The sequence below is a fragment of the Variovorax atrisoli genome (assembly GCF_014195185.1).
GTDB classification, from domain to species: Bacteria; Pseudomonadota; Gammaproteobacteria; order Burkholderiales; family Burkholderiaceae_C; genus Variovorax; species Variovorax atrisoli.
The window spans coordinates 1,098,789-1,118,706 of record NZ_JACIBG010000001.1; the positions used below are offsets into that span (position 1 = coordinate 1,098,789).

The following is a 19,918-nucleotide window of genomic DNA, read 5'->3' on the forward strand; positions in this document are numbered from 1 at the left end:
GAAGCCTTAAGTTAATCAATCGTTTGATTTTGTACGTGGTGTAATGCCGGGCATGAACGCGAGAGATCCGATCACCCAGGCACCTCGCCGCGCACCGCGCGCAGACGGTGCCGAGGCACGCCACCGGCTGCTCCACACCGCCTTGAGGCTGTTCGCGCAGAAGGGCTTCGCAAAAACCTCCACGCGCGAGATCGCCCGCGAGGCCGAGGTCAACATCTCGGCCATCAGCTATTACTTCGGCGACAAGGAGGGGCTCTATGCGGCCACCTTCAGCGAACCGATGGGCGGCGACTCCAGCGACCTCATCGCCGCCTGCAACGTGCCCGGCCAGCCGCTCGAGGCCACGCTGCGCAGATGCATGGTGTTGATGATCGACCCGCTCAAGCAAGGCGAGATCGTGCGGCAGTGCATACAGCTGCACATGCGCGAGATGCTGGAGCCCACGAGCCGCTGGGCCGAGGAGCTGGAGCGCGACATCAAGGGGCCGCACCGCGCCATCGCCGAGCTGCTGTGCCGCCACCTGAAGGTGGAGCGGCCCGACGACGACATCCATCGCCTGACCTTCGCGATCACCGGATTGTCGATGCAGCTCTACGTGAGCCAGGACTTCATCGAGGCCCTGCGTCCGTCGCTGCTGCGCACACCGCGCGCCATCGACACCTGGGCCGATCGCCTTACTTCCTACGCGCTGGCGCTGGTCCAGACCGAGGCGGCGCGCAGGCAGGCCGAGAGAAAGCAGAAGAAACAATGAGAAAACTCCGATTCAGATCCAGGCTGACGGCCGTCCTCTGCATGGGGATCGGCATCGGCCTCTCGGGCTGCTCGCTGACGCGTCCGCCCGCGCAGGTCGAAGCGCCGGTGCCCGCGCAATGGCGCGCGCCCCTGCCCCATGGCGGCTCGCTGGCCTCGCTGGCCAACTGGTGGAGCCAGCTCGACGATCCGCTGCTGGTCGAACTCATCGCCGCCGCCGAGGCCGCGAGCCCCAACGTCGCAAGCGCAGCCGCGCGCGTGGCCGAGGCGCGCTTCACGCGTGTGCAGGCCGGTGCGGCGCTGCTGCCCAGCCTCGACGGCACCGCTTCGGCAAGCCGCGGGCCGGTGGGCGTTTCCGGCGGCAGCCCATCTGGCGCGGGCACGGGCGCGGGCACGGGTGCAGGTTCAGGAAGCAGCAGCAGCAGCGGCGGACTCTCTTCCAGCACGCCGATCACCACGCTGCAGGCGGGCCTGCAGTCGAAGTGGGAAGTCGATCTGTTCGGCCGCCTGCGCGCCGACCGCGACGCGGCCGAAGCCAAGCAGAACAGCGCCAACGCCAAGTGGCACGACGCCCGCGTGGCGGTAGCGGCGGAAACCGCCAACGCCTATTTCGCAGAACGCGCCTGCCAGCAGCAGCTTCGCGTGTCGGAGGCCGATGCACGCTCGCGTGCCGAGACTTCGCGGCTCACCGACCTGTCGGCGAAGGCCGGCTTCACCGCGCCCGCCGATGCGGCCCTTGCACGCGCCAGCGCATCCGATGCATCGGGCCGGCTCACGCAGCAGCGCGCCCAGTGCGCCGTGCAGCGCAAGGCGCTGGTCGCGCTCAGCGGCATCGACGAGGCCACGCTCGAAGGCAAGCTCGCCGCCGCGCCGGCGCAGCGCGCTCTGCCGGCCGTGGGCAGCGTCGCGAGCGTGCCGGCCGAGGCGATCTCGCAGCGCCCCGACGTGTACGCGGCCGAGCTCGGCGTGGCCTCCGCGAGCGCGGACGTGGGTTCGGCCGAGGCCGAGCGTTATCCCAAGCTCACGGTGTCGGGCTCCATCGGCCGCTCGCAGTACCGCGTGAGCGGCGTGCGCCAGTCGCTCGAGACCTGGACCGTGGGCCCCGTCGCGCTGACGGTGCCGCTGCTCGACGGCGGCTCGCGCAAGGCGAACGTCGATGCGGCCAAGGCACGCTATGCCGAGGCCGTGTCGCTCTACCGTGCCAACGTGCGGCAGGCCGTGCGCGAGGTCGAGGAGGCACTGGTCAATCTCGACGCTACCGACACCCGCACGGCAGACGCCGATGCCGCGGTGAAGAACTACCAGGCCTCCTTCGACGCCACGCAGGCGCGCTACAGCACCGGTCTCGCAAGCCTGTTCGAGCTGGAAGACTCGCGCCGCACGCTGTTCTCGGCACAGACCGCGCGCGTCTCGCTGCAGCGCGAGCGCACCGAGGCATGGGTGGCGCTGTACCGCTCGATGGGCGGCGGCTGGAATCGCCAGGCCGCGCAGGGCCCCTCTTTCGAATCGTCCTCAATGACCACATCCCCGGCCGCGAAGGTCGCGACGTCGCCATGAAAACAATGAAGCGTTCCACTCTCGCCATCGCGCTGATCGCGCTGGTCGTCGTCATCGCGGCGATCTTCTTCATGAGGGGCGGCAAGCCCTGGGGCAAGGCCGGCGACCAGGTCGCGGCAACCAAGGGCAAGGACGGCGCCGCGGCACCCAAGCCCGCGCTGACCGTCACCGTCGCCAAGCCAGAGCCCACCGAACTGATGCTCACGCTCGCGGCCAACGGCAACGTGGCCGCGTGGCAGGAGGCAGTCATCGGCTCCGAGTCCAACGGCCTGAAGCTGGCCGAAGTGCGCGTGAACGTGGGCGACACGGTGAAGAAGGGCCAGGTGCTCGCCGTGTTCTCGCCCGAGACGGTGCAGGCCGACATCGCGCAGGCACGCGCCTCGCTGGCCGAGGCCCGCGCCACCGCGGCCGACGCCGCCGGCAACGCGGCGCGCGCACGCACGCTGCAGGCCACGGGCGCACTCAGCCAGCAGCAGATCAACCAGTACCAGACCACCGAGCAGACCGCCAAGGCGCGCGTTGAAGCGGCCGAGGCCGTGCTGGCCGCGCAGCAGGTTCGCGGCCGCAACACCCAGGTGCTGGCACCCGACGACGGCGTGATCTCGGCGCGCACCGCCACGGTGGGCAGCGTGGTCGCGGCGGGCACCGAGCTCTTCCGGCTGATCCGCCAGGGCCGCCTCGAATGGCGCGCCGAGGTGACCTCGGCCGAGCTGAGCCGCGTCGCGGTCGGCACCACCGCCTTCGTGGTGAGCGCCAGCGGCGCGCAGGTGCGCGGCAAGGTGCGCAGCATCGCGCCCACGGTCGATCCGCAGACGCGGGCGGCCCTGGTGTACGTGGACCTGCCCAACGTGCAGCAGAACACCGGCGTCAAGGCCGGCATGTTCGCGCGCGGCGACTTCGAACTCGGCCGCAGCACGGCACCGACGGTGCCGCAGGCCGCCGTGGTGCCGCGCGACGGCTTCAACAACGTGTTCATCCTGAAGCCCGACAACAAGGTGGCGCAGATGAAGGTGCAGATCGGCCGGCGGCTGAACGACCGCATCGAGATCACCAGCGCGCTGCCCGAGGGTGCCCAGGTGGTGGTGCAGGGCGCGGGCTTCCTCAACGACGGCGACCTGGTGCGCGTGGTCGATGCGCCCTCGCCTTCTTCATCCGCCGCGGCCCAGCCCGCCAGGCCGGCGGCATCCGACGCTGCGGCGAAGTAAGCAATGCAAAGGACACGCCCATGAACGTTTCCGCCTGGTCCATACGAAACCCGATTCCGGCGGTGATGCTGTTCGTGCTGCTCACCTTCGGTGGGCTGCTGTCGTTCAACGCGATGAAGGTGCAGAACTTTCCGGACATCGACCTGCCGACCGTGACGGTCTCGGCCTCGCTGCCCGGCGCCGCGCCTTCGCAGCTGGAGACCGACGTCGCGCGCAAGCTCGAGAACTCCATCGCCACGGTGCAGGGCCTCAAGCACATCACCACCAAGGTGCAGGACGGCGCCGCCACGCTGATCGTCGAATTCCGCCTCGAGAAGCCCGTGCAGGAGGCGGTCGACGACGTGCGCTCCGCCGTGCAGCGCGTGCGTGCCGACCTTCCGGCCGACGTGCGCGACCCCGTGGTCACCAAGCTCGACTTCGCGGCGCAGCCGGTGCTGGCCTTCACCATCGCCTCCTCGGCCATGGATGCCGAGGCGCTGAGCTGGTTCGTCGACAACGACGTCACCAAGAAGCTGCTCGCCTTGCCCGGCGTGGGTGCGGTGAACCGCGTGGGCGGCGTCACGCGGCAGGTTCACGTCGACCTCGATCCGGCCAAGCTGCAGGCGCTGGGCGCCACCGCGGCCGACATCTCGCGCCAGTTGCGGCAGGTGCAGACCGAGAGCGCGGGCGGCCGCTTCGACCTGGGCGGCAGCGAGCAGCCGGTGCGCACCATGGCCACGGTGAAGTCGGCCGACCAGCTCGCCGACATGCAGATCGCGCTGAGCGACGGCCGCCGCATCCGCCTCGACCAGGTGGCGCGCGTGAGCGACACCATCGCCGAGCCGCGCGCTGCCGCGCTGCTCAACGGCAAGCCCGTGGTGGGCTTCGAGGTGGCCCGCAGCCGCGGCGCCAGCGAGGTGGAGGTGGGCCATGCAGTGATGAAGGCGCTGGCCGACATGCGCGCCGCGCGCCCCGACATCGAGCTGACCGAAGCCTTCAACTTCGTCGAGCCGGTGGAAGAGGAATACAACGGCTCGCTGCACCTGCTGTACGAGGGCGCCATCCTCGCGGTGGTGGTGGTGTGGCTGTTCCTGCGCGACTGGCGCGCCACCTTCGTCTCTGCCGTGGCGCTGCCGATGTCGGTGATACCGGCCTTCATCGGCATGCACCTGCTGGGCTTCTCGGTGAACGTGATCTCGCTGCTGGCGCTGTCGCTGGTGGTCGGCATATTGGTGGACGACGCGATCGTGGAGGTCGAGAACATCGTGCGCCACCTGCGGATGGGCAAGACGCCCTACCAGGCGGCCATGGAAGCGGCCGACGAGATCGGGCTGGCGGTGATCGCCACCACCTTCACGCTGATCGCGGTGTTCCTGCCCACGGCCTTCATGAGCGGCGTGGCCGGCAAGTTCTTCAAGCAGTTCGGCTGGACGGCCTCGCTCGCGGTGTTCGCGTCGCTGGTGGTGGCGCGGGTGCTCACGCCGATGATGGCGGCCTACATGCTCAAGCCGGTGGTCACGGCCGAGACGGAGCCGGGCTGGATGCGCTGGTACATGCGCGCCGTGACCTGGAGCACGCACAACCGCTTCAAGACGATGGTGCTGGCCACCCTCTTCTTCTTCGGCTCGCTGGCGATGATCCCGCTGCTCAAGACCGGCTTCATTCCGCCGGACGACAACTCGCAGACGCAGATCTACCTGTCGCTGCCGCCGGGCTCCACGCTGGCGCAGACCACGGCGGCGGCGGAGGAAACCCGCAACCGCGTGATGAAGATCCAGCATGTGCGCAGCGTCTACACCACAGTGGCCGGGGGCAGCGCGGGCGGCGACCCGTTCGCGAACTTCGGCACGCCCGAAACGCGCAAGGCGACGCTCACCATCAAGCTCGACCCGCGCGGCGACCGGCCGCGCAAGCAGGTGATCGAGAACCAGATCCGCGCGGCGCTCGAGACCCTGCCCGGCGTGCGCAGCACGGTGGGCTTGGGCGGCTCGGGCGAGAAGTACATCCTGGCGCTCACGGGCGAGGACCCGGTGGCGCTGTCGAGCGCGGCCAGCGCGGTGGAGAAAGACCTGCGCACCATCCCCGGCCTGGGCAACATCACCTCGACCGCGAGCCTGATCCGTCCCGAGATCGCCGTGCGCCCCGACTTCGCGCGCGCCGCCGACCTGGGCGTGACCAGTTCGGCCATCGCCGAGACGCTGCGCGTGGCCACGCTGGGCGACTACGACCAGTCGCTGGCCAAGCTCAACCTCGCGCAGCGTCAGGTGCCGATCCTGGTGAAGCTCGAGGACTCCGCGCGCACCGACATCGACCTGCTGGGGCGTCTGTCCGTGCCCGGCACGCGCGGGCCGGTCATGCTGAACCAGGTGGCATCGCTGAGCATGGAAGGCGGCCCGGCGGTGATCGACCGCTACGACCGTTCGCGCAACGTGAACTTCGAGATCGAGCTCTCGGGCGTGGGCCTGGGCGACGCGAAGGACGCGGTGCAGAAGCTGCCGTCGATCCAGAACCTGCCGCCGGGCGTGCGCATCGCCGAGGTGGGCGACGCGGAAGTGATGACCGAGCTGTTCGCCAGCTTCGGCCTGGCCATGCTCACGGGCGTGCTGTGCATCTACATCGTGCTGGTGCTGCTCTTCAAGGACTTCCTGCACCCGGTGACCATCCTGTGCGCGCTGCCGCTCGCGCTGGGCGGCGCCTTCGTGGGCCTGCTGATTGGGCAGAAGGCGCTGTCGATGCCTTCGCTGATCGGGCTGATCATGCTGATGGGCATCGCCACGAAGAACTCCATTCTTCTGGTGGAGTACGCCATCGTGGCGCGCCGCGACCACGGCATGAACCGCTGGGACGCCCTGCGCGACGCCTGCCACAAGCGCGCGCGCCCCATCATCATGACCACGCTGGCCATGGGCGCGGGCATGCTGCCCATTGCGGTGGGCTTCGGTGCGGCCGACTCCAGCTTCCGCTCGCCGATGGCAATGGCGGTGATCGGCGGCCTGATCACCTCCACTGTGCTGAGCCTCCTGGTGGTGCCGGCCGTCTTCACCTACGTCGACGATATCGAGCACTGGATCAAGCGGACGGTGCGCAGGCTGCGCGGGCAGCCGGCGGATCCGCACATCGACGACGACCTGGTCGAGACGCCCGCGCCGGGGCGATAGCAAGAAGCTGCTGCGCAAACAAAAAAAGCTGCGGCAATGCCGCAGCTTTTTTTTGGCCAGGCCTCGAACGAAGCCTTCGGAAGATCAGGCGTCCATCTGCGCCAGTTTCGCCAGCTTGCGTTCGCTCATGCGCTTGGCAAGGCGCGGCAGGACCAGCACGGCCACCACGATGACGACCAGGGCGATCGACATCGGGCGCTGGAAGAACACCGCCGCGCTGCCCTCGCCGATCGACATCGCGTTGCGCAGCTGCGCTTCGGCCAGCGGGCCGAGGATCATGCCGACCACCACGGGAGCGGTCGGGAAGTCGAAGCGGCGCATCACCACACCCAGCAGGCCGATGGCGTACAGCAGGAACAGGTCGAACGCGCTCTGGCGCATGCCGTAGGCACCCACCGTCGCGAAGATCAGGATGCCGGCGTAGAGCTGGGGCTTCGGGATCTTCAGCAGCTTCACCCACAGGCCGACCATCGGCAGGTTCAGCACCAGCAGCATCACGTTGCCGATGTACAGCGACGCGATCAGCGCCCACACCAGCGCGGCGGAGGTGGTGAAGAGCTGCGGCCCCGGCTGGATGCCGTAGTTCTGGAACGCGCCCAGCAGGATGGCGGTGGTGTTCGAGGTCGGAATGCCCAGCGTGAGCAGCGGGATCAGCGCGGCCGTCACCGTCGCGTTGTTGGCGGCCTCGGGGCCGGCCACGCCTTCGATGGCGCCGGTGGTGCCGAACTCGGCCTTGGCCGCCTCGTCCTTGGCCAGCTTCTTCTCGGTGGCGTAGCTCAGGAAGGTCGGGATCTCTGTGCCGCCAGCCGGAATGCAGCCGAAGGGCGTGCCGATGGCGGTGCCGCGCAGCCAGGCCGGGATGGAGCGCTTCCAGTCGCGCCTGGACATGTGCACGCGGCTGAGCTTGTTCTGCCCTTCCACCACGCGGCCTTCGTACAGCACGGCGTACAGCACCTCGGCCACGGCGAACAGGCCCACAGCCACCAGCACGATCTCGATGCCGTCGAGCAGTTCGGGGATGCCGCCGGTGTAGCGGCCCTGGCCCGAGATCTGGTCTAGGCCGATGCAGCCTGCGGCAAGGCCGACGAACAGCGCCGTCATGCCGCGCAGCGTGCTCTTGCCGAGCACCGCGCTCACCGTGGTGAAGGCCAGCAGCATCAGCATGAAGTATTCCGGCGGGCCGAGCTTGACCGCGAAGTCGGCCACGAAGGGCGCGAACAGCGTGACGATGACGGTGGCGATGGTGCCGGCCACGAAGGAGCCGATGGCGGCCGTGGCGAGCGCCGCACCCGCACGGCCGCTCTTGGCCATCTTGTTGCCCTCCATTGCCGTCACCATGCTGGCGGTTTCGCCGGGCGTGTTCAGCAGGATGGAGGTGGTCGACCCGCCGTACATGGCGCCGTAGTAGATGCCCGAGAAGAAGATCATCGAGGCCGTGATGTCGACCTTGCCGGTGATCGGCAGCAGCATGGCCACCGCCACGGCCGGGCCGATGCCGGGCAGCACGCCGACGGCGGTACCCAGGGCGCAGCCGACCAGGCACCAGAGGAGATTGACGGGAGTGATGGCGGCCGCGAAGCCGGCCATCAGGGCGTTGAAGATTTCCATGTCAGATCCAGCCGGTCGAAGTGAGGCCAGGCAGGTTGATGGCCAGGAATTGCGTGAACATCCAGAACACCGGGGCGGAGATCACGGCGCCGGTGACGAAGTCGGTCGCCCAGGTGCGCGGCGAATTGACGCCGGCCTGCCCGCTCGCGCGGCGCAGGCCCTGCACCGCCAGCAGGTAGCACAGCGTGCAGCTCAGGATGAAGCCCAGCGTGGTGATGAGCGCCGCATTGAGCAGCAGGCCCGCCGACACCCAGATGAAGCCGGGCCAGTAGGCATGCTCGGCGCCCGACGGCGCATCGAGTTCGCGAAAGCCGCCGGTGCGCGCCTCCCACAGAATCCAGGCGCCGCACAGCACGAGCACCACGGACACCAGCCAGGGCAGGAAGTTGGGACCGACGCCGCCGTAGCCCGCGTCGGAGGAAATGCCGATGGCGCCGAAGGCCAGCGCCACGCCGGTCAGCAGCACGCCGGCGCCGACAAGGGTTTGGGGCCACGTGGCCGCAGGTTGCGGCGAGGCCGAGGAGTCTGGAGTTGTCATTTTTTGCTCCCGCATCGAGGGGAAAGAGAGCCCCTTCGGCAAGAAACACCGAGGAGCCGGCTTTGCCGGGCCTCGGGTGTTGACCCCGAAGGGGGAAGGCGCGCGCGTCACGAAGTGCGCGCAGCCCGGGGGAGAACCAGGTTCAGACCATGCCGGACTTCGTCATGATCGCGCGCAGGTTCGCGAAGTCGTCGTCCACGAACTTGGCGAAGGCGTCGCCCGAGAGCACCGCCGCCGTCCAGTCGTTCTTCTTGAGCGATTCGGCCCACGAGGCGCTCTTCATCGCGGCCAGCACCATGTCGGTCAGCGCCTTGCGCTGCTCGGCCGAGATGCCGGGAGCGCCGTAGACGCCGCGCCAGTTGCCGATCTCGACGTCGATGCCTTGCTCCTTCAGCGTGGGCACGTCGACGCCCGGCAGGCGCTGGGCGGAGGTGACGGCGATGGGCTTCATCTTGCCGGCGGCGATGTACTCGGCGAACTCGCTGTAGCCGCTGCCGCCGACGGTGACGTTGCCGCCCAGGACGGCGGCGGTGGCCTCACCGCCCCCACGGAAGGCGACGTAGTTGATCTTGGACGGATCGGCGCCGACCTTCTGCGCGATCATCGCCGCGGCGATGTGCTCGGTGGAGCCGCGCGAACCGCCGCCCCACTTGACGCTGCCCGGGTCCTTCTTGAGCTGCTCGACCACGTCCTTCATGGTCTTGAACGGCGAGTTGGCCGGCAGTACGAACACGTTGTATTCGGTGGTCAGGCGCGCGATGGGCGTGGCCTGCGACAGGTTGACCGGCGGCTTGCCGGTGATGATGCCGCCCAGCATGACCGAGCCCATGACCATCAGCGCGTTGGCGTCGCCCTTGGAGCCGTTGACGAACTGGGCCAGGCCCAGCGCGCCGGCGGCGCCGCCCTTGTTGTCGTAGGTGACGGTGTCGGCCACCTTGGCGTCGGTCAGCGCCTTGCCCAGCGCACGGCCGGTGGTGTCCCAGCCGCCGCCCGGGTTGGCGGGGATCATCATCTTGACGTTGGCGGCCGCGCGCGCCGACAGTGGCAGCGCTCCCACGGCGGCCATGGCGGCCAGTGACTTCAGAAAGGTGTCGCGACGCATGCTTAGGTCTCCTGATTGGAAGTAACTTGAAAGGAAGCTGACTTGTAGCTGAGCGCTATCATGCGCCGCCCCGCTGTCAGTTGGCTGTCCGCCAGACTGGGGAAAACACCAAAGTACGCACCCCGAAGCCCCACGTATGAAGCTGCTGCTGGTCGAAGACGACCCCACGATGCAAATCACCCTGCAGCGCACCCTCGGGCGCCGCCGCATCGACGTGCGCGTCTGCGGAGACGGCGCCCAGGCCGTCACCCAGTGGCGAGCCATCGAACCCGACGTGGTCGCCCTCGACCTGAGCCTGCCGAACCTGGACGGCCTGCAGGTGCTGGCCCAGGCCCGCGCCGAAGGTTTGCGCACACCGGTGCTGCTGCTGACCGCGCGCGGCACGGTGGGCGACCGCATCGTCGGCCTGAACGCCGGCGCCGACGACTACCTGCCCAAGCCCTTCGACCTCGACGAACTGGAAGCGCGCATCCGCGCGCTGCGCCGCCGCAGCCACGGCGCCACCGGGCCGGACGCGGGCCTGAACCCGCAGGAGATCGGCGGCCTGCGCTTCGAGCCCGACAACGGTGCCATCTACAACCGCGCCGAGCTGCTCGAGCTCACCCCGCGCGAACTGGCCCTGCTGAAGGCGCTGATGATGAAGCCCGGCCACGCAGTGACCAAGGAGCGCCTGTTCGAACTGGTGTTCCCGGGCGAGACCGACGTGCAGTACGAGGCCATCGAGGTGGTGGTGTACCGGCTTCGCAAGAAGCTGGTCGGCACCGGCGCCGTGCTGATGACGATGCGCGGACTCGGCTATCTGCTGCGCCCTGAAACATGACAAACCCCCAGGCTGCGCGCACTTCGTGCCGCCTCGCCAACACTCTTGCAGGGGACAGCGCCTGCGGCCCGGCGAAGCCGGTTCCGCGGCGTTCGCCGGCCTGCGCGCGCATTCGATGATCCGCGCGATCTCGTTGCGCGCGCGGCTGCTGATCGGCATCCTCGCGCCGGTCACGGTGTTCATCGTGATCAACAGCGTGAGCCTGTACCGCCAGAGCCTGGCGGCGGCCACCACCGCCTACGACCGCACGCTGCTGGCCTCGGCCAAGACCATCGGCGAGCAGCTCGACGTGGAGGGCTACGACGACATGGCTCGGCTGCGCGCCATCGTGCCCTACTCCGCGCTGGAGGCCTTCGAGGCCGACAACCGCAGCCGGCTCTTCTACCGGGTCTCGGCACTCAACGGCGAGATGATCTCGGGCTTCGCGGAGCTGCCCTTCTGGCACGGCCGCATCCCTGACCGCAGCGCCTATGCGGCCCTGGTCGACTTCTACGACGCGCAGTTCCGCAACCAGCCGGTGCGCGTGGCGGTGCTCCTGCAGCCCGTCGCCAGCGCCACCGGCCGCGGCATGGCCGTGGTGCAGGTGGCCGAGACGCTGGAGATCCGCGAGACGCTGGCGCGCAAGCTGCTCATCGACACGCTGTGGCGCCAGCTGCTGCTGATGGGCGTGATCGCGCTGGTGACCGTGTTCGTGGTGCAGCGCGCCACGCGGCCGGTGCGCGAACTGGGCGAGGCGATCGAGAAGCGCCAGGCCGACGACCTCTCGCCCATCGACGCCCCCGACGCGCCGCGCGAACTGCGCCCGCTGATCGACGCCACCACCCAGGTCATGGGCCGGCTGCAGCGCCTGCTGGACCACCAGAAGCGCTTCGTGCGCGACAGCGCCCACCAGCTGCGCACGCCGCTGGCGGTGCTCAAGGCGCAGGTGCAGTCCGCGCAGCGCGGCGACGTGGTGCCGGAGCAGGCGCTGGACGAGATCAGCGGCACCGTCGACCGCGCGACCATGCTGGCCAACCAGATGCTGTCGCTCGCCAAGGTGGAACAGCTGCGGCAGCAGCCGGAATCGGTGACGCTCGATTTCGCCGAGGTGGCACGCGACATCGCGCTCGACCTGTCGCCGCTGGTGGCCGACAAGGCGCTCGACTTCGAGCTCGCCGTCGACGAGCCCGTGCCTGTGCGTGCCCACCAGTGGATGCTGCAGGAGCTCACGCGCAACCTGCTGCACAACGCGATCAAGCAGAGCCCGCCGGGCGCCGCGCTTTCGGTGGCGGTGCGCGCGGAGGGCGCCGACGCGGTGCTGGTGGTGAGCGACGACGGCCCCGGCATCTCGCCCGAGCTTCGCCAGCGCCTGTTCGCGCCCTTCTCGGCTGGCAGCACCTCCAGCGGCTCGGGGCTGGGTCTGGCGATCTGCCGCGAGATCGTGCTGGCGCTGGACGGGCACATCAGCCTGGACAACCGTACCGAGCCCGACGGCAGCGGACGGATCGTCGGGCTGGACGCCGTCGTGCGCCTTCCGCTCGCGTCGCCGCAGCCGGTGCCGTCGCGGCACAATGCCTGACCTCCACTCCTCGAATTTCATGGACCGTCTGCGCATCGACAAATGGCTCTGGGCCGCCCGCTTCTTCAAGACGCGCTCGCTGGCTGCGGAAGAAATCGGCAAGAACCGCGTTCAGGTGAACGGAGACGTCGCCAAGGCCTCGCGCGAGGTCAAGGCGGGCGACACCGTCGCGATGCGCATGGGCCCGCTGACGCGGACCGTCACGGTGCGCGGTCTCAGCGGCCAGCGCGGGCCGGCGCCGGTGGCGCAGCAGCTCTACGAGGAAACGGCGGAGAGCCTGGCGGCGCAGGCCGCCTTCCGCGAGATGCGCCGCGCGGGCATCGAACCGGCACTGACCATCGAGCAGGGCCGCCCCACCAAGCGCGACCGGCGCGAGCTCGACGGCGCGGTGCGCCAGCATGCCGAGTGGGACAACCGCTGGAGCGCATCGCTGCCCGAGGACGACGAGTCCTGAGCAATCGCTTAACCTGCGGGCTTCGTCGTTCCCTTCCCAACACGGAGTCCAGCTACATGGCCAGCTTCAAGAAGTACCGCGTCGGCGGCAAGTTCAAGCTCACCCACATCGACCCCGACGACACGCCCTTCTGCGAAGGCGACGAGAACGCCCAGCGCGTCGAGCTCGATGCCCTCGCCGTGGAGCTCGACGAGCTGCAGGATCTGCTGAACGCCGAGGGCAAGCGCAAGCTGCTGCTGGTGCTGCAAGGCATGGACACCAGCGGCAAGGACGGCACCGTTCGCTGGGTGTTCTCGCGCACCTCGCCGCTGGGCGTGCGCGTGACCGCATTCAAGGCCCCGACGGTGGACGAGCGCGCGCGCGACTACCTCTGGCGCTGCCATGCCGTGGTGCCGCGCACCGGCGAGATCATGGTCTGGAACCGCAGCCACTACGAGGACGTGCTGGTGCCCGTGGTGGAAGGCTGGATCGACAAGGCCGAGGCGAAGCGCCGCTACGCACAGATCAACGACTTCGAGCGCCTGCTGACGGAAACCGGCACGGTGGTCGTCAAGTGCATGCTGCACATCGACAAGGACGAGCAGCGCGAGCGCCTCCAGGCCCGCATCGATACGCCCGGCAAGCAATGGAAGTTCAGCATGGACGACCTGTCGGTGCGCACCAAGTGGAGCGCCTACCAGCAGGCCTACCAGAACGCCCTGGTGGCCACGTCGAGCGACCATGCGCCGTGGCACGTGGTGCCGGCCAACAGCAAGCGGCACCGCAACGTGATGATCGCCCAGCTGCTGGTGAAGACCATGCGGCAGATGAAGCTCAAGCCGCCCGCGCCCGATCCGGCGCTGAAGGGAATGATCGTCAAATGAAAAACGGGCCCGCGTCGCGGGCCCGTTTGCCTTGCCGAGGGCGGGAAGCCGCCGACTCAGGAGCGGCGTATCGCCGCCTGTGCCAGCACGCGGCACTTGCCGAACTCGCAGCGCACCGCCCAGGTTCCGCCGTTGTCGCAAGGCACGTTGTAGCTCTCGTAGCCGGGGCCCTTGGCCGTCAGCTCGGCGCGCGGCTGGATGTTGCAGCGGCCGGCCTTGGCCAGCGCTTCGACGTTGTAGGTGTCGACGCCGGTGCGGCGCGGCTTGACGATCACGCCCGGATCGAAGGTGTTGCCGTAGAAGGTGTCGCGCACGTTCGGGTCGAGGTTGCGGTAGCCGCGCTTGGCCATGCAATGCACGATGGCGATCTGCTGATGATCGGCGATGAGTTCGGAACTCGGGCGGCCGTTCCAGTCGATGACGGCCGCCGTGATGCCGGTGTACGACGCCGCGGCGACGATGCCCTGCCCGTACACGGTGATCAGGCCCACGCCCAGCGCGCCCCACATGGCGTCGCCGGTTTCGCTGCGGGCGGTGATGCGGTTGGCGGCGGTGCGGCAGTCGGCCACGTCCTGGTCGTAGCGCACCTTGTCCACGCCTTCCATGGCCACCATCGGCACATAGGAAGTCCCCCTGCCCGTTCCGGGTTCGGTGGGGGTGGTCGGAGCGCTGGCGCAACCGGCCAGGGCCACGGCGGCGAACGCAATGCTCAGCAGCAGCTTCATGCAATCCCTCGTCTTCTTCGCGATAGTTGCGGGGATTTAACCATACATATAGTTACTCTTGAATCGTCTTGTCGTGAATGCACGACGGCCGGCCCCGCGCAAGCGGCATGCGACGATGACGGGCGCAGGCACCGCCCCACCCATGAAGATCCAGACTCCCGTCCAGCGCCTTTGCCAGTTCCTCGCGGGCTGTGCGTTGGCCATCCATTCGCTCTCCGCCATCGCCCAGACGCCGGCCGAGCTGGCCCGCAAGAACGCATGCATGGCCTGCCACGGCCTCGTGCACAAGCAGGTGGGCCCGGGCTTCGCGCAGATCGCCGAGCGCTATCGCGGCGATGCGGAGGCGGCCGCGCGGCTGGCCGGGAAGATTCGCAACGGCAGTGTCGGCACCTGGGGCCGCGTGATCATGCCGAGGCAGACCCAGGTGTCGGAGGCCGACGCACAGGTGCTGGCGCAGTGGATCCTCTCGCAACCCGCCCCGCGGTGAGGCCATCGGGGCTCACCCGATGGGCCGGCTGGTAACAAAGTGAGAAAATAGGTTACATAAACCTCCGCGCCGGCCCGGGTCGCGGCACTTCCAGCATCCCTTGAACTACCGCCCCGCACCCTTATTCGCCTCCGTGGTGCTCGTTCTCTCGATCGCACTGCTGGGCATCATCGGCGTCTACCTGGTCGGGGCGACCGGCGTGCGGCAATCCGACGCGCTCCTGCACATGACGCACGCCGACTGGCAGGTGCAGGACGCTTCGGGCTTCAGCACGCCGCCGGCCCGGCAGGACAGCGGCGCGCTGCCGCAGGACTGGAAGCAGATCGAGCTTCCGCTGGCCCTGCCCATCGCGCTCCTGAGGCAGGCCGGGAACACCTCCACCAGCACCACGCGCACGACCTGGATCAGGCTCGGCACCCGCGGCCTGCCGGCCGGCGCCGGCCCCTGGGCGCTGTACGGCGCGCGCATCAAGACCGACGGCACCATTGCCGTCTATGCCGATGGCCAGTTGGTTCATCGCGCGCAGCAGTCGGGCCCGCTGTGGAACAGCACCCGCACGCCGCTGTGGGTGCAGCTCGACGGACATGGCGCCGGCGGCAACGCGCCGCCTGCGGAGATCCTCCTGCGCCTGGAGCACACCCATAGCGCGCAGGTGGCGCTGTCCTCACTGTGGATCGGCCCGGTGGATGCGCTCAGGGGCCGCCACGGCATGCGCCAGTGGCTGCAGCAGGAACTGCCCGCGATGCTGGGCGCGGCCTTCATGGCGGTGGGCGTGTTCGCCCTCTTCGTGTGGTTCAGGCGCCGCGACGAGACCGGCTACCTGCTGTTCTTCAACCTCTCGGCCACCTCGTTCATGCGGGGGCTGCACTTCTACGTGGGCCTGCCGGTGCTCAACGACTGGTTCGCGTGGCTGACCGTCAACTCGCTGTTCTGGCTGGTGATGGTCGTGCACTTCTTCCTGCGCCAGCTTCATGGGCGGCAGCTCGTGTGGCTGACCCGCGGCGTCGTCGTGACCACCACGGCCATCGGCATCGTCACGATTCCCGGTCTTGCCATCGTGCAGAACACGCCCCAGGTGACGCCGCTGATCTACGCGATCGCCGCGATGATGGGCACCGCCGTTTGCCTCGTGGGCGGCGTCAGTGCCTGGCGCCGCTCCAGCGAAGGACGGCTGGTGGCGGTGGGCATCGGCGTCTGCGTGCTGCTGGGCGTCACCGACTGGCTGCTGCAGAACAACTTCATCAGCCCCGAAGGCTGGTATCTCGGTGCGTACACGAACGCGGCCACCTTCATCGTGTTCGGCGTGCTCATGTACCGCCGGTACGTGCATGCCATCGGCGAGGTCGAGGAGCTCAACGCGAGCCTCGCGCACCGCCTGCAGGTGCGCGAGGCCGAGCTCGAGCTCAGCCACCGCAGGCTGCGCGAGGTCGAGCGCCTGCAGACCATCAGCGACGAGCGCCAGCGGCTGATGCAGGACATGCACGACGGGCTGGGCTCCTCGCTGATCAGCGCCATCCGCTCGGTGGAGGGCGGCGGCATGAGCGACGACAAGGTCTCGCAGATCCTCAAGAGCTGCCTGGACGACTTGAAGCTCACGCTCGATTCGCTGGAGCCCATCGAGGCCGACCTGCTCGTGCTGCTGGCCACGCTGCGCTACCGGCTCGAGCCGCGCCTAGAAGGCACGGGCGTCTCGCTGCGCTGGGAGGTGCAGGAGCTGCCCGCGCTGGAGTGGCTCGATCCGTCGAGCGCGCTGCACATCCTGCGCATCGTGCAGGAGAGCATCTCCAACATCCTGCGCCACACGCGCGCGACCGAAATCCGCGTGGGCACCTCGCTGGGTGACGGCGGCGTGCGCGTGACAATCGAGGACAACGGACAAGGCTTCGACATCGACAAGGCCATGGCCGCATCATCGGGCCGGGGCCTGCAGAACCAGCGGCGGCGTGCGCGCTCGATCAACGGCACCGTCAGCTGGGAGCCGCTGCCGAGGGGAACGCGCTTCGTGCTGTGGCTGCCGCTGCGGCGCCAGGCTCAGGCGGCCTGACGCACGGGCGCGACCGACGCGCGGGAGACGATCCCGCGCAGGTCGGCTCCGGCCTCCAGCGTGCCCATCACACCGGCATGACGGCCACCCAGGCGCGATTCGACGAAGCGCTGCGCAACCGCGCCATCGCTGTGCTTCAGCATCTCGCTCGCCTGCAGCGCAAGCGCCATGCGCGTCACGATCGCGCGTGCGTTGCCCTCGTCGATCGCGCCCGCGGCAAGGTCGTCGCGCAGCGCGGCAACGAACTTCGCGTGCGCGGCGTTGGCCTGTGCCTGCGGCGGCGAAACCTCGTCCATGAAGACCTCGAGCGCGCCCTTCTCGCGCCCCAGCGCGCGCAGCACGTCCATGCACATCATGTTGGTCGTGCCTTCCCAGATCGAATTGAGCGGCGCCTCGCGGTACAGCCTGGCGATCGGGTTCTCCATGATGAAGCCGTTGCCGCCGTGCACCTGCAGCGCCTCGTAGACGAAGTACGTCGCCCTCTGGCAGTTCCAGTACTTGGCCACCGGCGTTGCCACGCGTGCAAGAAGCCGCTCGCGTTCGTCCGACGCCATGCCGTCGGTCGCGCGCGCCACGCGCATTGCGCAAAGCATGGCCGCTTCGCTCTCCAGCGCGAGGTCCGCGAGCACGTTGGTCTGCATCGGCAGGTCGGCCATGCGGCGGCCGAAGCCGTCGCGCGTCGATGCGTGGCCGATCGCCAGCGTCAGCGCCTGGCGCATCAGGCCCGCCGAGCCGACGGCGAAGTCCAGCCGCGTGAGGTGCGCATGCGAGAGGATCTCGCGGATGCCGCGCCCCTCCTCGCCGACCAGCATCGCCCATGTCTTGTTGAACTCGACCTCGCTCGATGCGTTGGAGCGGTTGCCGCACTTGTCCTTCAGGCGCTGCACCGCGACGCGGTTGGCACTGCCGTCGGGCAGGAAGCGCGGAACGAAGAGGCAGCTCACGCCCGACCTGGTTTGCGCGAGCGTATAGAAGCCATCGGAAGTGGGCACCGAGAAGAACCACTTGTGGCCGGTGACGCTGTAGACCTGCACGCCGTTCTCGGTTCCGACGAAGGTGGCGGTGGTCTGCGTCTGGCGCAGGTCGGAGCCGCCCTGCTTCTCGGTCATCGCGTAGCCGATCACGGCTCCTGTCTTGTGCGAAAGCGGAAGGCGGCGCGGATCGTACTTTCCGGAGAGCGTCTTCTCTCTCCAGAGCGCGAACTCGGGCCTTCCCTCGAAGCCGGCGCATGCGGCATACGCCATGCCCGTGGGGCAGCCCGTGCCGTTCTCGACCTGGTTCCACAGGTAGCTGAGCACGGCGCGTGCGAAGTGGCCCGAGCTTTCGCTCGTGGTCCATGCAAGCCCGGGCACGCCATGCGCGAAGGCCAGGCTCATCAGCTGGTGCCATGCGGGATGGAACTCGACCCAGTCGAGCCGGTTGCCGAAGCGGTCGTGCGTGCGCAGCTGCGGGTTGTGCTCGTTGGCCAGCCGCGCGAGGTCCTGCACCTGCTCGTCGCCCGCCAATGCACCGACGGCCATCGCATGCGGAATGCTCCATGGTGCATGGCGCTCCACCAGCCCACGTAGCGCCACGTCGTCGATGAACGCGTTGTGGCCGATGCATGGCTCGGCCTGGTTGAATACCTTGTGCGTTTCGACGCCATCGGCAAGCGAAAACTGAAACGCCAGTTCGGTGCTCTCGAGAGGCATGTTCATGAAGGTCTCCAATGAGCGGCGGCAAGATGGCTGCGCCGCGAAGTATGTTGAGGCATTCGCCGCCGTTCGTGAATCTGATCTTTCCCGCAGCGGCTGCGGGCCATGCAGGGGCCGCCGAATGGCACACCGCTTGCTTGATTTCCGCATCGAGGCTGGAGGCTTTCCGCATCCACCAAGATCGCGCTGTAATCACCGCAACGAGACGGCCTTGCTCACCATTCAGGTGCCATCGATCGGTTCGACGACGCTGGCGGGATGTGTGGCAACCGCCGATGCAAACGGAGGTTTTCATTGGCCAAGCTGGACCCTCTGAACACGTCGCGCTACTGGCATGCATCCGGAATTCCCGGCATGGACATGCTGCATGCCGACTTCACAACGCACGAGTACGCGCCGCACGTGCATCATTCCTTCGTGATCGCGGTCACCGAAGTGGGAGGCGCGGAATTCAAGAGCCGCGGGCGCACGGGCATCGCGCATCAGCAGGCGCTGCTCGTCTTCAATCCTTCCGAGCCCCACTCGGGCCGCATGGGCGGCAGCGCGCGCTGGCGGTACCGTGCCCTCTACCTCGCAGACCCGGGCATCAGGCATTTGATGTCGACGCTGGGCATCGACCAGACCCGATACTTTGGTTCCAACATCTACGACGACCCCGAACTCATCGCCTGCTTCCTGGAGTTGCACCGCGCCTTCGATGGAGACAGCGGCCAGTGGGACCCATTGCGGCAGCAGGAACTGTTCGTCCATAGCTTCGGCACGCTCTTCCAGAACCATGCGCAGCCGGGACAGCGCGTGCTTCCTGTGCCGGCGGATGCGAGCGTGCTCGCGCCGGTGCTCGAGTTGCTGCGCGACGCGTTCGCCGAGCGGCTGACGCTCGAGCAGATGGCGTCGGCCGCCGACCTCACGCCCTTCCAGCTGATCGGCGCATTCAACCGCACGATCGGCCTGACGCCTCACATGTACCTGACGCAGCTGCGGCTCAGGGCCGCGATCGGCCTTCTCACCGCGGGCCGCCCGCTCATCGAGGCCGCGGTGGCGAGCGGCTTCTACGACCAGAGCGCACTCACGCGGCATTTCAAGCGCACCTTCGGCATGACGCCGCTGCAGTACGTGCGCGCGCGGATCAACTGACAGCCTGATCGCCGCCCACCCTCGCGATGCACGTCGAGGGGTTCGCACCCTTCCCTTCACAAGCCTCTGGCAGCTGAACGCCGCGCCGGCCACGTGCCGCGCGCGAATGCATTCGCACGCCCGACTGGAATTCTTCGGCCCACTTTTTTGCGGATTGCTGCTGTGCCGCAATTTTTGCCAATACGGGTTCGGGCGCCCCCTCTATCGTGCAACTAAATGGTTTCGGCCAGAGCAGATTAATC

General features: G+C 68.5%; 17 protein-coding genes. 12 read left to right on the forward strand and 5 right to left on the reverse strand.

Going from position 1 to position 19,918, the window contains the following annotated elements:
• Positions 1–52 precede the first annotated feature (52 nt).
• From FHY06_RS05245 to FHY06_RS05260, 4 genes are read left to right on the forward strand one after another with little or no spacing between them, the layout of a single operon-like run.
• Positions 53–751, forward strand: a complete 699-nt coding sequence (locus tag FHY06_RS05245) for a TetR/AcrR family transcriptional regulator (protein ID WP_260310032.1) — start codon at positions 53–55, stop codon at positions 749–751.
• Entirely contained in the window at positions 748–2,307 is a 1,560-nt protein-coding gene (locus FHY06_RS05250; RefSeq protein WP_184603713.1) for an efflux transporter outer membrane subunit, read from the forward strand. Before FHY06_RS05245 ends, FHY06_RS05250 begins: the two co-directional genes overlap by 4 nt.
• Positions 2,304–3,512 (forward strand): efflux RND transporter periplasmic adaptor subunit, encoded by a 1,209-nt coding sequence (locus FHY06_RS05255; RefSeq protein WP_184603715.1) that lies wholly within the window; start codon positions 2,304–2,306, stop codon positions 3,510–3,512. The genes FHY06_RS05250 and FHY06_RS05255 overlap by 4 nt, the downstream gene beginning before the upstream one ends.
• Before the next feature lie 20 nt (positions 3,513–3,532).
• On the forward strand, positions 3,533–6,649 hold the full coding sequence (locus FHY06_RS05260; RefSeq protein WP_132751260.1) for an efflux RND transporter permease subunit: 3,117 nt from the start codon (positions 3,533–3,535) through the stop codon (positions 6,647–6,649).
• Positions 6,650–6,733: 84 nt separating this feature from the next.
• Here FHY06_RS05260 and FHY06_RS05265 read toward each other — a convergent pair whose 3' ends face one another.
• The 3 genes from FHY06_RS05265 to FHY06_RS05275 all read right to left on the reverse strand — a co-directional run bounded on the left by FHY06_RS05265 (position 6,734) and on the right by FHY06_RS05275 (position 9,897).
• The gene (locus FHY06_RS05265) at positions 6,734–8,257 is read right to left on the reverse strand and encodes a tripartite tricarboxylate transporter permease (RefSeq protein ID WP_126182054.1); all 1,524 of its coding nucleotides are present in this window, start codon (positions 8,255–8,257) and stop codon (positions 6,734–6,736) included.
• A gap of 1 nt (position 8,258) precedes the next feature.
• Positions 8,259–8,795 (reverse strand): tripartite tricarboxylate transporter TctB family protein, encoded by a 537-nt coding sequence (locus FHY06_RS05270; RefSeq protein ID WP_184603717.1) that lies wholly within the window; start codon positions 8,793–8,795, stop codon positions 8,259–8,261.
• Positions 8,796–8,937: 142 nt separating this feature from the next.
• Complete coding sequence (locus FHY06_RS05275) at positions 8,938–9,897, reverse strand: Bug family tripartite tricarboxylate transporter substrate binding protein (RefSeq protein WP_019652295.1); 960 nt, start codon at positions 9,895–9,897, stop codon at positions 8,938–8,940.
• A gap of 136 nt (positions 9,898–10,033) precedes the next feature.
• Between FHY06_RS05275 and FHY06_RS05280 the strand changes: the two genes are divergently transcribed.
• The 4 genes from FHY06_RS05280 (at position 10,034) to FHY06_RS05295 (ending at position 13,592) form a co-directional block, all read left to right on the forward strand.
• Positions 10,034–10,717, forward strand: a complete 684-nt coding sequence (locus FHY06_RS05280) for a response regulator transcription factor (RefSeq protein WP_019652294.1) — start codon at positions 10,034–10,036, stop codon at positions 10,715–10,717.
• A 115-nt stretch (positions 10,718–10,832) separates the two neighbouring features.
• Positions 10,833–12,275, forward strand: a complete 1,443-nt coding sequence (locus FHY06_RS05285) for a sensor histidine kinase (protein WP_184603719.1) — start codon at positions 10,833–10,835, stop codon at positions 12,273–12,275.
• 19 nt (positions 12,276–12,294) lie between these two features.
• Positions 12,295–12,729, forward strand: a complete 435-nt coding sequence (locus FHY06_RS05290) for an Hsp15 family ribosome-associated heat shock protein (RefSeq protein WP_132798099.1) — start codon at positions 12,295–12,297, stop codon at positions 12,727–12,729.
• Between the two features lie 56 nt (positions 12,730–12,785).
• Positions 12,786–13,592 carry a PPK2 family polyphosphate kinase gene (locus FHY06_RS05295; protein ID WP_184603721.1) on the forward strand — a complete coding sequence of 269 codons (807 nt, stop codon included), beginning with the start codon at positions 12,786–12,788 and terminating at the stop codon, positions 13,590–13,592.
• A 56-nt stretch (positions 13,593–13,648) separates the two neighbouring features.
• On the opposite strand, the gene FHY06_RS05300 is transcribed toward FHY06_RS05295, so the two are convergent.
• On the reverse strand, positions 13,649–14,317 hold the full coding sequence (locus FHY06_RS05300; protein ID WP_019652290.1) for a hypothetical protein: 669 nt from the start codon (positions 14,315–14,317) through the stop codon (positions 13,649–13,651).
• A gap of 142 nt (positions 14,318–14,459) precedes the next feature.
• Here FHY06_RS05300 and FHY06_RS05305 point away from each other — a divergent pair, with 142 nt between their 5' ends.
• Together FHY06_RS05305 and FHY06_RS05310 are read left to right on the forward strand one after the other, a co-directional pair.
• Positions 14,460–14,804 (forward strand): c-type cytochrome, encoded by a 345-nt coding sequence (locus FHY06_RS05305; RefSeq protein ID WP_132798103.1) that lies wholly within the window; start codon positions 14,460–14,462, stop codon positions 14,802–14,804.
• 100 nt (positions 14,805–14,904) lie between these two features.
• Positions 14,905–16,848, forward strand: coding sequence for a sensor histidine kinase (locus FHY06_RS05310; protein WP_184603724.1), 1,944 nt, complete (start codon positions 14,905–14,907; stop codon positions 16,846–16,848).
• Here the strand turns inward: FHY06_RS05310 and FHY06_RS05315 are convergent.
• On the reverse strand, positions 16,836–18,545 hold the full coding sequence (locus FHY06_RS05315; RefSeq protein ID WP_409327435.1) for an acyl-CoA dehydrogenase family protein: 1,710 nt from the start codon (positions 18,543–18,545) through the stop codon (positions 16,836–16,838). The two genes, FHY06_RS05310 and FHY06_RS05315, sit on opposite strands and share 13 nt — an antisense overlap.
• Between FHY06_RS05315 and FHY06_RS05320 the strand changes: the two genes are divergently transcribed.
• Entirely contained in the window at positions 18,544–18,858 is a 315-nt protein-coding gene (locus FHY06_RS05320; protein WP_184604158.1) for a hypothetical protein, read from the forward strand. The genes FHY06_RS05315 and FHY06_RS05320 overlap by 2 nt on opposite strands.
• Positions 18,837–19,676 (forward strand): AraC family transcriptional regulator, encoded by an 840-nt coding sequence (locus FHY06_RS05325; RefSeq protein ID WP_019652286.1) that lies wholly within the window; start codon positions 18,837–18,839, stop codon positions 19,674–19,676. The genes FHY06_RS05320 and FHY06_RS05325 overlap by 22 nt, the downstream gene beginning before the upstream one ends.
• Positions 19,677–19,918: the final 242 nt, after the last annotated feature.